Origin of the sequence: Litoreibacter sp. (assembly GCF_039974535.1) — a bacterium.
In the GTDB taxonomy this organism is placed as follows: domain Bacteria; phylum Pseudomonadota; class Alphaproteobacteria; order Rhodobacterales; family Rhodobacteraceae; genus Litoreibacter.
In genome coordinates, this window is record NZ_JBDWIU010000016.1 from 28,033 (window position 1) to 41,048 (window position 13,016).

Below are 13,016 nucleotides of genomic sequence, written 5' to 3' on the forward strand. Positions count from 1 at the left end.
GTGCCATCGGCAGTCACTCTGGGGACCTTGACGATATGACCGACACAATCGATTACGGCAACAAGATGCACCGCGCGATGCGTGGGCTAATTGCTGAGGTGTTGGAAGATGTCGGCGCAAATGGCTTACCCGGGGAGCACCATTTCTTCATCACCTTTGACACCCGCCACCCCGACGTGGAAATGGCAGATTGGCTGTTCGACCGCTACCCGTCGGATATGACCATCGTGGTGCAGCATTGGTTCGACAACCTGATTGTGGCCCCTGACGGCTTCCAGATCACGCTGAACTTCGGCGACAATCCAGAACCACTGGCCGTCCCATTCGACGCGATCCGTACCTTCGTGGACCCTTCCGTGGAATTCGGCCTTCGCTTTGAGAGCCAAGACGACGAGGATGAGGAAGACGGCGAACACGAGGTGGTGGAGCTGCCCGACATGGATTTGGCTGAGGCACTGGACCTCGACAAAGCGGAAGACCCCAAAACGGATGCAAAAGCGGACGCTGAAGACGCGCCCGCCAAAGAGGCCGATGTCGTCTCATTGGACGCCTTCCGCAAGCCCTAGGGCGACTTCAGCGGCACCCCCCCTATCTAATCCTGCGTTACCATTCTTCTAATCCGCGACTTTCTTATTCAAGAGAGATGCGGAACTTTGGATTTGATCCATGTTTTTGGACGAAGCCACAGGCTAAATAGACCGCTTGAGCACTCAAATTGTCGGGATGCGTGCCAACGGTCATGGAGGTGCAAGTGAGGTCGCGTGCCTTCTGCATCGACGCCTCGATGAGTAGCTTCCCAACACCCGCTCCCCGAACCTCATTTTCGACGAATAGGTGATGCAAATCGATGCCGCGAGCACCATCTTGCAGCTTGATCAAAGGACAGAGTGCCGCGTATCCAACGACCTCTTTACCTGCTTCTGCAACGATCACGTAAATCCATGGGATTTCACCGAAAATATCACGCTCCAAGGCGTTTTGGCTAACGGCTGGCACGTCATCATGGTGTGATGCCAGCGCCTGCACCATTGATAATAAACGATTAATGTCAGATCGAGCTGCATCTCGCGTGACAACAGATCTGATATCGATTGATTTTTCCATTTCACTCTCCGGTTTTGCTCCGAGCGCGAAATAAAGGATGCCGCGCTGAGGCGGCATCATGTGATTAAATATCGTTGACCGCTCCGTTTAAGAACGCAGGTAATAGCTCATCATTTGGGCGGTCATGATCATCATCGCTTTTCTTAGGGACTTACCGCTTCAAGTGTCAACATTTCTGAGCCAGTTTTATCGTCGATGCCTGCTAGGGCAATATCGGTGAAGCGCCCGATCAAGTCACGAAGGGCGCGAATGGGAGCCATTCCCGATGGGCCGCCTTAGCCACGAGATCATCCCCGATCTGTCAGAAGTCGAAGGCCAGCAAAGCCGAAAAATGCGCCAAGTGCGCCTTGGATGCCCCTGCGCGCGCCCGTAGAGACGGACATTGTGGGGGTCGAGAACGCCAAAGCGTATAAAAGGTGGATCGCCACGGACAGGATGAAAGTGCCGCCCACAATCACACCTGCGACCCAAAGTGGTGCATTCGGTGCCGGACCCAGCGAGATAATTGCGATCCACGCCAGCGCCGCCTTAGGGTTGGTCATTTGGATAATGTAGCCACGCCTTGCGTAGCCCAAAGCGGTGCGACGCTCACCCGCCAATTCATTTGCGTCGATATCTTGGGATGACGCCCCAGAGCGAAACGATTTGTAGGCAAGCCAAAGTAAGTAGAGGCCGCCAAACACTTTGATGTGAGAATGCTCGACGCGTAGGTTGCAAGCAGGGCCGATAAGCCAATAGCCGTCAGCATTGCCTAATTCAGAGTGCCCGTCGCCACCCCCATACTCGAGCGACAGCTCACGGCCATAGAGGTTCCAATCACAGCCAGCACATTCGGGCCCGGGCTAGCGATAGCCATCAAAGACGCACCGTAGGACAGTAGAATACCGGTTAGCTAGGGTGAGCACTTTCCATGAATAGCGCCTCGCTACGGGATGTGAATCTTCGCAATGTTCCACCAATTGCACTTTCACAAGATATTTTGTTTGCATGAATAATGCTGAAACGGTCATTCGATCAATGAGGCGAGTTTTCCAAAACCTACCCATGAGCCGCCTCACGCAATAACCGCCTAAACGCTACGCATCTGTGACCTTAACAGGACTGCCCTCGTGATTCAGGTAGAGGTCCCAACGCATTGAGGCCTGCTTTGCGCGCATTGAAGTCGTGGTGACCCACACCGCAGGCTTAAAGCGATCATTTGTGGCAGATGAGTAAGCGCCTCCTCGAAAAGATCGAAGCAGCCATTCACAGTCTAACGATAAATGCGCACTTTTAATACGGTCGGTCAACTTCATTGAATCGTCAAAGTTTTCCGAAGCTCATCAACAGTCACAATTTCAAGATCATTTCCCGATGAGCGAAATTCCTCGGCTGCTTTGTATTCTGCGCTGTTTGATATGCCGACAGTCAATGGACGTTCGCGTGCAATCACAAGCATTGATGTTGTCTTGCCCACTTTTGACATAAGCGTGGCACCATGTGCTGCCAACTCCTGGGCGATCGTACCATCTTGGGCGCAGCCAAATAAGAATATGCGCTGGCCCTTCAAGAGACCCTCTACTGCTGGCTTAGGCCTAACCACTCTGATTTTCTTCTGTTTCTTGGGCCACTCTATCACCGGTGTCATGGGACTTCGATCAGGAAGCCCAAAGTCAATTAGGCCTCTCGTTGGTACTGCCAGCCTTACTCCGTAAGATCCTTCGTCGTGCTGGTTGGTTCGCCAACCGCCACGGACCCGCGCATTACAGTTCACTTCAGTAAGGCGAACTTCTTTCATCTGCGTTCCAACGCGTACAGCTTGTTGTCTCGGCAAATAGCCGACGGTTTGCCCCTTGATCTTTACCACAACAGCATTTGAGTCATGTGGGTTCGACGGTTCCAACTTCATCAAAGCGGAGTGCTCTGCGTCGTACCCCAACCGCGTGTATCGACCACAGATTGACACAAGCTCTCGCTGGTAATTGCTCTCACCAACTACTTCCAAGGGGAATGAACCATCCCGCCAAACTATATTGGCTTTTGCGGAATTCGGATTTGCATAATTATTTAGAACTGACTGACTAGACCCGGCGGCAGGCGAAGGCAATTTCTCCACTCTTTGACGAGGTGCCGAATATTTCCCGAAAAATCTCAGTAGCCAGCGCATTTCTTCCTCCGTAGTCAACCCAAGCACCCTACATCAAAATTGTATTGTCCGCTTCGGGAAAGTCGCGTTGCTGCTATGGATGCGTAAGCGTGTGTCTATAGTTGGTAGTGCTTGCCAACGCCAATGTCGGCAATCTGATCCTCACGGTCATTTATTCAACATGCAGCATCGGTCAAAGAGGGCTCGAAGCCGCCATTCGCTGCATCCGACGCCAAGGTCCGGTTTGCCATGTTGGGTCAATTTACGACGTGAAGGCCAAATTCGCCTGACGATCAACGCAACAGTGTTATCAATCACAGGTGGGACGACGAGATGGGCGAAGGCGAAGGTTCGGCATGTTCTCTATTCGGTAACGAAGCACTCGATCTTCCTGACAAGTCCCCTCCTCAAAAGCGCAATTATGAACACTGGGTGATTGAGGAAAACCCCGCTCAAAACCCAAAGCTTTCACCTGCAATCCTCCACACCCTATCCGCAATTGCGCACCCCGCCTCCGATTGCAAATCAGCCTGCATCCCGCTACATCGGTGCCCAAACATGCTTTGGAGGAAGACCCATGACCGCGACCCGCACCGAGACCGACAGCTTTGGCCCCCTAGAGGTCCCCGCCGACAAATACTGGGGCGCGCAGACGCAACGCTCGATCATGAACTTCCCCATCGGTTGGGAGCGCCAGCCGGTTGCCATCGTTCGCGCCTTGGGCGTGATCAAGAAAGCCGCCGCTACCGTGAACCTAGAGTTCGGTGACCTCGACGCCGAACTGGCCCCCGCTATGAAAGAAGCCGCGCAAGAAGTGATCGACGGCAAGTTCGACGACAACTTCCCGCTGGTGGTTTGGCAGACCGGCTCCGGCACGCAAAGCAACATGAACTCCAACGAGGTTATCTCGAACCGCGCGATTGAGATCATGGGCGGCGTGATGGGTTCCAAAACCCCCGTTCACCCCAATGACCACTGCAACATGGGCCAGTCGTCCAACGACACATTCCCAACTGCAATGCACGTCGGCATCGGCATGGTGGCCCGCGACACGTTGCTGCCCGGTCTGCGCAAGTTGCACGCCGCTTTAGAAGCCAAATCTGAAGAATTCAAAGACATCATCAAGATCGGCCGCACGCACACGCAAGACGCGACCCCGTTGACCTTGGGCCAAGAGTTTGGCGGCTATGCGCACCAGATGAAGAAGGGCATTGAGCGGGTTGAAGCCTGCCTGCCCGACATCTACGAGCTGGCCCAAGGCGGCACCGCCGTTGGCACAGGTTTGAACACACGCAAAGGCTTCGCCGAGAAAGTCGCCGCTGAAATCGCCACGATCACTGGCCTGCCCTTCGTCACCGCACCCAACAAATTCGAAGCACTAGCCGCACATGACGCGATGGTCATGTTCTCGGGCGCGTTGAAGACCGTTGCCGCCTCCATGTTCAAAATCGCCAACGACATGCGTTTGCTGGGCTCCGGCCCGCGTTCGGGTCTGGGTGAATTGATCTTGCCAGAAAACGAGCCTGGCTCTTCCATTATGCCGGGCAAGGTGAACCCGACACAGGCCGAGGCGCTGACAATGGTGTGCGCCCACGTCATGGGCAACGACGCCGCCGTGGGCTTCGCAGGATCGCAAGGTCACTTCGAGCTGAACGTTTACAACCCAATGATGAGCTACAACGTCATCCAATCCATGCAACTGCTGGGTGATGCGGCAGGCAGCTTCACCGACAACATGGTTGTGGGCACTTTGGCCAACGAGGAGCGGATCGAGAAGCTGATGCAGGAATCCTTGATGCTGGTGACAGCCTTGGCCCCCACCATCGGCTACGACAACGCCACCAAAGTTGCCAAGACGGCGCATAAGAACGGCACCACTTTGAAGGAAGAGGCCATCAACCTTGGCCTCGTCGACGAGGAAACATTCGACCGTGTGGTTCAGCCGAAAGACATGATCGGCCCAAAATGAAGCCGGTCAACCTGAACCAGAAACGTAAGGAAAAGGCGCGGGCCGAGAAGAAAACCCGCGCCGACGCCAATGCGGTGAAGTTCGGAACACCAACAGGCTTGCGCAAGTTGGAAGCAAAGAAAAAGGCCATCGAGGTTACCCGCCTCGATGGCCTTAAACTTGATAAATGAGCCGCCCGATCAAACGCTCGTTGACGTTGAAAGGGCATCGAACCTCGGTGTCCTTAGAGGACGAGTTTTGGGTAGAGTTTCGACGCATTGCTGCAGAGGCGGACCGACCAATTAATGATCTGGCGGCTCAAATTGACAGCGAGCGCGGGACTGATATTGGGTTAGCCTCCGCGATACGCTTGTTTGTTCTCAGTGACTTGAAGTCAGTTTAGGCCGCTTGGCCGACGCCTGTAAAAGGGCGCATACGCGGGCGTCGCATCTGAACTACATTTTGAATCGTCGCCTCCTCTTTCAGAGTTGTCATATCCGACAGGTCCGATTGAAACAGCTCCATCAGATTATCGCGTTCAAGTTGATCAATAGGTTTCTCAACCCGTGTCTGAGTACGGCGACTACGTGTCAGAGCCGGTACAGCGACGCGAATTCGTGGCATCCACGTGAAGCTTAATGTTTTAGCAGCAGCTTTAGTAAGATTTTCAATATTCGTCATGGCAGTCTTCCCCTCTGTAGGTTGAGTTAAATTTGCCAGATTGCCCGAACCACTTCATGGGGAACGCCCGTTGGATTTCCCCCAAAGAGGCAAAACTGTGGCAATTGTTACAAATTAAGTAACTGAAAAGAATAATGAATCACATTTTTGCCCTCTTTCAAAAAACAAAACGTGACGCCGCGTAATTGCTAACAAAAAGCTAGAAAATTGGGGAAATACGGGTCTGATTTTTCCTAAATATGCCGAAAAATACCCTCAAAACCGGAGGTATTCCTTACTCGACAGACCGATTCTTTCGCCTGCGATGCATAATTCCGCCAAACAAGTGCCATCCTGCCGCAAAAACTGCAGCCAACCCAAGCAACGTCAAACCCCACAACATAATCGACATACCAAAATGCCGCCTAAACGGGATATCAATGGCGATTGTCTGAGTAGCGGGCCGCCAAAGCACCGTCACACGGTCGCCTTTGCGAAAGTCGTAATGAGATGAACCGCTGCTGACGCTCATCACCCGCTCTTGCCCGCCGGGGTCAGTGAATTCGACCCGTGGAACATAGGTCAGATAAGTATTGGACGCAGGAATGCGTGAGCTGTGCATGTCGACGACACGCCCCGCCACCCGTTCGCCGTGGTTGGTAAAGCTCCAGATTATTCGGTCGAGATTCCCCAAGAACAAGAAGACCAAGCCGATCCCTAGCAAAATGCCGATCAGCCCCCACCCCAACGGGCTTGCATTACGCCGTTTAGCCATCATCTGTTCTCCTGCTGATCTTTAACCAAATCCCGTCCTTGGAGCGCACGGTCAAATGCGCCACAGGAACGGGGGTGCGTTCGGTGGTCTCAAACTTGTAATGCCGCACGAGCATCGACAACAGCAACGGCCCCTCGACCATCGCGAACCCCGCCCCTGTGCAAACCCTTGGTCCGCTGGAGAACGGTATAAACGCGTCGCGCATGCACTGCTTGCCGTTGTCCGTGGCCCACCGTGTGGGATCGAACCCGTCAGGGTTGTCCCAAAGCCGCTCGTGCCGGTGCAAGTGCCACGGCGATATCACCACCTGCGCGCCCTGCTTCACATCGCGGTCTCGGAAATTTTCGGGGCATGTGGTTTCGCGCACCATCATCGGCACCGGCGGATAAAGCCGCAACGCCTCGCGGAACACATCGCGCGACAGGCGCAATTTGGACATCACCTTGAAGTCGCAGCCCTCGTCCAGCGCCTTGGCCTCTTGCGCCAGCTTCTCCTGCCACACGGGGAACATCGCCAACAGGTACAGGGTCCACGCCAATGCGGACGCGCTGGTTTCATGCCCCGCAAGGAAGAAGATCGCCACTTGGTCGACCATTTCTTGCGTGGTGAATGTCTCGCCGGTTTCGGGGTCCGCGGTGGTCATGATCTTGGTCGCCAGATCATCAGGCGCAGTGCCGTCCTTGATCTGGGCCATGCGGGCCTCGGTCAACTGGGTGATCAATGCTCGGATAGAATGCGCCGTCTCCTTGGTACGCTTGCGAAACAGGCGCGGCATCCATTTTGGCCCCTTTATGAAGGCCGCGAGGTTCAAAATTGGCTGCGTGCGCTGGTAGTCGCGAAACTCGGTGAATACGGCTTGCGCGATTTCATCCTCAATCGGGATGGAGAACAGGGTGCGGAAGATCACATCGGCGGCGGCGAAGCTGGTGACCTCTTCTACCTCTGTCACGCCTTCCTCTAACCGTGCCGTGACCGCTTCACCAGACGCCCACATGGCGGGAAACGTGTCGCGCAAACGCCCGCCCTCAAATGCGGGGTCGATGATGCGGCGTTGGCGCTCCCACGTCTCACCATTGGTCAAGAACACCGAGTTACCAAGCAGCGGGCGCAGCCCTGCGCCGATGCGGTCGGACTTGGGGAAGTCGCGCGGGCGCTCGTTTAGGACTTTCTTAACCAGCGAGGGCTGATTGATCATGTAGCTGCGAAAAAACGGCGTCTTAAACTCCGCCATCCATGCACGGTACAGCTTCGCGGGCTGCGCCGACAGGATGTCTTGGCGAAACAAGCGCACGTATTTCAGCAACGACACCTTCTCAGGGCGCGATGGGGGCTTGGGCGGGATCATGACATGCTCGTGTAGCCAGAGGCCGCTACGTCAATTCGGGACCGCGATTGCGGGCGGTCATGGTAGCGCTCATACAGGGTGATTGGCCCCGCAGTGATCTGAAAGTAGTCGTAATCCTTGGGGCGATCAAAGGCGCAAAGGTATTGGAAATGCAGCCGGAAGAAGCGCCAGCGCAGCTCTTTCCACCGCTCTGGGCTTAGACTTTGTGTGAAGGCGGCCGAGAACACCAACGGCCATTTCTTGCCCTCAGGCTCAACCCCAGACACGGCCACCGGATCGCACAGCGCGAAAGCGCAGCCATCACCGGGCGCCGTCACGTCCACCCATGTCAGCGCGTCGCTGGCAGATAGATCGTGCAAGTCGCGGCGCAAACGGTCGGCTTTGGGCAAGAAGGACACCATAGGCACCACTTGGCCAAGGCTCAGGAACGCCAGCTTCGGGCCGTCTTCGGGCACCCGCCCCGCTCGGATCAAATCCGCCAGAATGGACACCGACAAATGCGCGCCGGAGGAGTGGCCAACGACCAGCACCTCGTCCACGTCGTTACTCAGGGCTTGGGCGATGGCTTCACCAAACTCGGACATGCGTTCTTCCAAGGCCGGCGGGTTCGCACCCATCCAGCGGGCGGAATAGGCGAAGTCATGCATCAGGTAATAGGCGAAGAACTTGCCGTCCTTGGCTTGGAACCAACGCAGGACATAGATCACGACCACGCAGGCCAAAGCCCATCCCAGGGCCTCGAATACCCATAGATATTTTCCCGAGACCAGCGGTCCAAGCGTAATGCGCAACAGGCGCTCGCCGCCCCACTCCAAGATGCCCGCTGCCATCCGCCCCAGCACAAAGGCCAGCAAAAATTGCCCCAATAGCATTCCTATTGGATAGAGCGCCGCGATGATCGGCCCCTTGCGTAGGCGCATCAGGTTGAACAACGCGCGGGTCGAGATATAGGCAAACGCCGTGCGCACCAACTGCAAGTAGGTCGCAGGGATCGAGTTCGACATGGAGCCGCGTACAATGTCGGACCACACCAACACATCCACCTGCGCATTGGTCTGCGCCCCATCGATGTCGCTGCTCGCATGCCATCCGTAGGTGCCATCACCTGTTTTTGGTTTTAGATCAATGTCGTACCCACTGATCCTCGCCTGCTCCGCGCCTTCTTTGCGGTACAGCTCACGGTAGCGTCGGGGATGGATCGGATCATAGCCGGGGATATAGAACACCCGCCGCTTTTGCACGCTTTGCACTTGGTTGAACTCGTCCACTTTTTCCATGCCCACACGTTAAACCGCGTTTCATTTGAAAGTAAGGACCGCTTACGTGGACAATTGCCCGCGTGTCGCCTAGATCACGGTTATGGATCACGACGCCGAACTCGACGCCTTGGGGCTGCTGTGCCCCCTACCCGTGCTGAAAGCACGTAAACGATTGCAACCTCTGTCCAGCGGGCAAGTCTTGCGCGTTTTGGCTGACGATCCGGCGGCTGTGATCGACATGCCCCATTTTTGCGCCGAAGCCGGTCATGAACTTGTGTCCATGACCGACGAGGGTACGCAACAGGTCTACTACTTGCGCAAAGCCTGATTACTGCGCGGCCATAGCCGGATCGGTGACATTGAGGCTTGCCAACAGCTCCTCGCGCCGCTTCGCAGCCTTTGCTTCATTGGCTTCCTTCACGGGGCCAAACCCGCGAATTTGCAACGGCAATTCTGCCAGGGCCATTGCCGCATCATGGTTCGTCGCGCTCAGAATCTTAGGTAGATCTTCCTCGTATTGCTTGATCAAGGCACGCTCCATTTTGCGCTCTGTGCTGTAGCCGAACAAATCAAACGGAGTGCCGCGCAGCCCCTTCATTCGCGCCAAAATCCTAAAGCCGTGCAGTATCCCCGCCCCAAATTCCTTTTTCACCGGACGCCCGTTCGCCCCCATCTTCGACAGCATTGGCGGCGCAAGGTGGTAGGTCAGCTTTAGGTCGCCATCAAAGGCCTCGCCCGCTTTGGTTGCCGTTTCCAAGTGCAATCGCGCGACCTCATATTCGTCCTTATATGTCAAAAGTTTATGGTAACCTTTCGCCACCGCTTCCTTCAACGACGGGTTATCGATTTTCGCCAACGCCTTTTCAAATCGCTTGGCTAATCTGCGCCCTTGATATGCCTGTAAATGAGTACGCCTAAACGCGATCTTATCATCCAAAGACTTAGGCAGATCGACCACCTTATCCTCAATATACCCAGCGGCTTGCTCGGGATGCGTGGCCGCCCAACGCCCCAGCTCAAACGCGCGTTTGTTGCGCTCAGGTGCGGCTCCATTCAGCTCAATCGCCTGCATGAGCGCATCAAAGCTGATCGGCAGTAGACCGCGTTGCCACGCCGCACCGAAGATCATCATGTTAGAGTAAATGCTGTCCCCCATCAAAACACGCGCCAATTCGGACGCGTCAAAGAACTGCACCTGATCTTGCAGGCGGGCCTCGAGCGACAATTGCAAACGGTCTGACGGGATTGAGAACTCGGTATCGCGGGTAAAGTCGCCTGTGACGATCTCGTGGTTGTTCACCACTGCGCCGGTGCGCCCCGTGGTCATCAACCCCATGGTTTTCGCCCCCGCCGAGACGACCAGATCGCCGCCAATGACCGCGTCCGCCTCGCCTGTGGCCACACGGATAGCGCTGATGTCTTCCGGGCTATTGGACAGTCGACAATGGATGTGAACCGCGCCGCCTTTTTGGGCCAGCCCCGCCATTTCCATCATACCAGCGCCTTTGCCGTCGATATGCGCCGCCATCGCGAGAACCGCGCCGATGGTGACGACACCTGTGCCGCCCACCCCCGTGATCACAACGTTATGGGTGCCTGTGATCACAGGCATCACCGGATCGGGCAAATCGGGCAAATTCACCTCTGCGGTTGCTTGTTTTTTCAGCTGAGCGCCCTCCACCGTGACGAAGGACGGACAGAACCCGTTCACGCAGGAGAAATCCTTGTTGCAAGACGATTGGTCAATGGCGCGTTTGCGGCCCAATTCGGTCTCGGATGGTACGATGGAGACGCAGTTGGACTGCACACCGCAATCGCCGCACCCTTCGCAGACATCCGTGTTAATAAAGACGCGTTTGTCAGGGTCAGGGAACAAGCCGCGCTTACGGCGTCGGCGCTTTTCAGCGGCACAGGTCTGGATGTAGACGATTGCCGATACGCCTTTGACCTTACTTAATTTTTCCTGAATACGTGGCAGTTCTGCACGTTCATGATGCTCTAACCCCGATGGGAACTGAGCGAAGTCTACATCTTCCTTCTCGTCATAGACAACGACAAGGTCCTTGATGCCCATCGCGCTGAGTTCAGCTACGATCCGCGGCGCATCTAAGCCGCCCTCATTGCCCTGCCCGCCAGTCATCGCGACAGCGTCGTTGAACAGCAGTTTATAAGTGATGTTCGTCCCCGCTGCGACGGCCGCACGGATCGCCTGAATACCGGAGTGATTATAGGTGCCATCGCCCAAGTTTTGGAAAACGTGATCACGGGTGCTGAAAGGCGCCTCCCCGATCCAATTCGCGCCTTCGCCGCCCATTTGGGTGAAGCCCACGGTTTCGCGGTCCATCCATTGCACCATGTAGTGACAACCGATCCCCGCATAGGCCCGCGAGCCGTCGGGGACTTTAGTAGAGCTATTGTGCGGACAGCCTGAGCAAAAGTAAGGGACCCGCGCCGCGATGTCTTGTGCGTTGTCGGCGCGCCGTGCCTCTGCCAGTTGGGCCAAGCCCCCCTCGATGCGGTCTGTTCGGCGACCTTCCTCAATCAAGATTTCACCAAGTTTTTCAGCGACATCAATAGGATCAAGCGCTGAACGCGTCGGGAACAACTCCTTACGCCGCCCGTTCTCCAATGTATCGCCCTTGTGCCAGCCATACACACGGCGTCCCTTGCGGTCATCAAAAATTGCCTCTTTAACCTGCACCTCGATCAGCTTGCGCTTCTCTTCAACCACGACGATCAAATCCAACCCGTCAGCGAAGTCGTGGAAGCTGTCCATATCCAACGGCCAGACCTGTCCAACCTTATATAGGGTGATGCCAAGGCGCTCCGCCTCATCGGCGTCGATGCCCAGAAGCGAGAACGCATGTAGTAAATCAAGGTAGTTCTTGCCCGCAGCGACAAATCCGATTTTCGCACCGGCCTTACCCCATACACGTTTGTCAATTTTATTAGCCTTTGCAAAGGCTTCCGCTGCGAACCTGCGATGATCAATGACACGCGCTTCTTGCAGCTGTGGTGTGTCGATCAGTTGAATATTTAACCCTTCATCAGGCAAATCGATGTCCGGCGTCACGAAGGTCATTCGGTTGGGGTCGCCGTCCACTACCGATGTCACCTCGATCGTGTCCTTCATGGTTTTTAGCCCGACCCAAAGCCCCGAAAAGCGCGACAAAGCCCAGCCATACATGCCGTAATCGAGGATTTCCTGCACACCTGCAGGCGACAACACAGGCATATAAGCGTCGACCATCGCCCAGTCGGATTGATGCAACGTGGTGGAGGATTCGCCCGTGTGGTCGTCCCCCATCGCCATCAGCACCCCGCCGTGTGGCGAAGTCCCCGCCATATTGGCGTGGCGCATCACATCACCGGAGCGGTCAACGCCGGGTCCTTTGCCGTACCACATGCCAAACACGCCGTCGTAGCGCCCCTCGCCGCGCAGCTCTGCTTGTTGGGAGCCCCAGATCGCGGTGGCCGCGAGATCTTCGTTCAAACCGAGCTGAAATTCGATGTTTGCGGGTTTCAGAACATTGGCGGCTTTGCTCATTTGCATGTCCACCGCACCTAAGGGTGAGCCTCGATATCCAGTCACCAGACCTGCGGTATTCAACCCCGCAGCCGAGTCGCGGGTCTTTTGCATAAGGACAAGACGCACCAAAGCTTGGGTGCCATTCAGCAGAACTGGCGATTTTTCCAAGTCATACCGGTCATTCAATGAAATTTCTTGAGTACCCATGCCGCGCCTCCCAGTGCTTAGGATATAGGCATTATAGGTCACAAAAGCTGACCTACCAAGAGGT

13 protein-coding genes are annotated in these 13,016 nt (G+C 55.6%); 5 read left to right on the plus strand and 8 right to left on the minus strand.

The window, feature by feature from the left end; genetic code table 11:
• Positions 1-35 precede the first annotated feature (35 nt).
• Complete coding sequence (locus ABJN86_RS16765; protein ID WP_348363015.1) at positions 36-566, plus strand: ClpXP protease specificity-enhancing factor SspB; 531 nt, start codon at positions 36-38, stop codon at positions 564-566.
• 64 nt (positions 567-630) lie between these two features.
• Here ABJN86_RS16765 and ABJN86_RS16770 read toward each other — a convergent pair whose 3' ends face one another.
• From ABJN86_RS16770 to ABJN86_RS16780, 3 genes are all read right to left on the minus strand, one after another.
• On the minus strand, positions 631-1,164 hold the full coding sequence (locus tag ABJN86_RS16770; protein WP_348377722.1) for a GNAT family N-acetyltransferase: 534 nt from the start codon (positions 1,162-1,164) through the stop codon (positions 631-633).
• Between the two features lie 227 nt (positions 1,165-1,391).
• Entirely contained in the window at positions 1,392-1,787 is a 396-nt protein-coding gene (locus ABJN86_RS16775) for a LysE family transporter (protein WP_348363019.1), read from the minus strand.
• A gap of 608 nt (positions 1,788-2,395) precedes the next feature.
• Positions 2,396-3,250, minus strand: coding sequence for a hypothetical protein (locus ABJN86_RS16780; RefSeq protein ID WP_348363021.1), 855 nt, complete (start codon positions 3,248-3,250; stop codon positions 2,396-2,398).
• Positions 3,251-3,806: 556 nt separating this feature from the next.
• Here ABJN86_RS16780 and fumC point away from each other — a divergent pair.
• Genes fumC through ABJN86_RS16795 form a run of 3 tightly spaced genes read left to right on the plus strand, consistent with a single transcriptional unit; the run spans position 3,807 to position 5,580 of the window.
• Complete coding sequence (gene fumC, locus ABJN86_RS16785) at positions 3,807-5,198, plus strand: class II fumarate hydratase (protein ID WP_348363023.1); 1,392 nt, start codon at positions 3,807-3,809, stop codon at positions 5,196-5,198.
• Positions 5,195-5,368, plus strand: a complete 174-nt coding sequence (locus tag ABJN86_RS16790; protein WP_348363024.1) for a DUF4169 family protein — start codon at positions 5,195-5,197, stop codon at positions 5,366-5,368. The genes fumC and ABJN86_RS16790 overlap by 4 nt, the downstream gene beginning before the upstream one ends.
• The gene (locus ABJN86_RS16795; RefSeq protein WP_348363026.1) at positions 5,365-5,580 is read left to right on the plus strand and encodes a ribbon-helix-helix domain-containing protein; all 216 of its coding nucleotides are present in this window, start codon (positions 5,365-5,367) and stop codon (positions 5,578-5,580) included. The genes ABJN86_RS16790 and ABJN86_RS16795 overlap by 4 nt, the downstream gene beginning before the upstream one ends.
• On the opposite strand, the gene ABJN86_RS16800 is transcribed toward ABJN86_RS16795, so the two are convergent.
• The 4 genes from ABJN86_RS16800 to ABJN86_RS16815 all read right to left on the minus strand — a co-directional run bounded on the left by ABJN86_RS16800 (position 5,577) and on the right by ABJN86_RS16815 (position 9,234).
• Positions 5,577-5,858, minus strand: coding sequence for a hypothetical protein (locus ABJN86_RS16800; RefSeq protein ID WP_348363027.1), 282 nt, complete (start codon positions 5,856-5,858; stop codon positions 5,577-5,579). The genes ABJN86_RS16795 and ABJN86_RS16800 overlap by 4 nt on opposite strands.
• Before the next feature lie 274 nt (positions 5,859-6,132).
• Positions 6,133-6,612, minus strand: a complete 480-nt coding sequence (locus tag ABJN86_RS16805; RefSeq protein ID WP_348363028.1) for a DUF3592 domain-containing protein — start codon at positions 6,610-6,612, stop codon at positions 6,133-6,135.
• Positions 6,605-7,957 (minus strand): cytochrome P450, encoded by a 1,353-nt coding sequence (locus tag ABJN86_RS16810; RefSeq protein WP_348363030.1) that lies wholly within the window; start codon positions 7,955-7,957, stop codon positions 6,605-6,607. The genes ABJN86_RS16805 and ABJN86_RS16810 overlap by 8 nt, the downstream gene beginning before the upstream one ends.
• Complete coding sequence (locus tag ABJN86_RS16815) at positions 7,954-9,234, minus strand: hypothetical protein (RefSeq protein WP_348363032.1); 1,281 nt, start codon at positions 9,232-9,234, stop codon at positions 7,954-7,956. The genes ABJN86_RS16810 and ABJN86_RS16815 overlap by 4 nt, the downstream gene beginning before the upstream one ends.
• 82 nt (positions 9,235-9,316) lie before the next feature.
• Between ABJN86_RS16815 and ABJN86_RS16820 the strand changes: the two genes are divergently transcribed.
• A complete protein-coding gene (locus ABJN86_RS16820; RefSeq protein WP_348363033.1) occupies positions 9,317-9,544 on the plus strand; it encodes a sulfurtransferase TusA family protein in 228 nt (75 codons plus the stop codon).
• Here ABJN86_RS16820 and ABJN86_RS16825 read toward each other — a convergent pair whose 3' ends face one another.
• Entirely contained in the window at positions 9,545-12,952 is a 3,408-nt protein-coding gene (locus tag ABJN86_RS16825; RefSeq protein WP_348363034.1) for an indolepyruvate ferredoxin oxidoreductase family protein, read from the minus strand.
• Between the last annotated feature and the right edge of the window lie 64 nt (positions 12,953-13,016).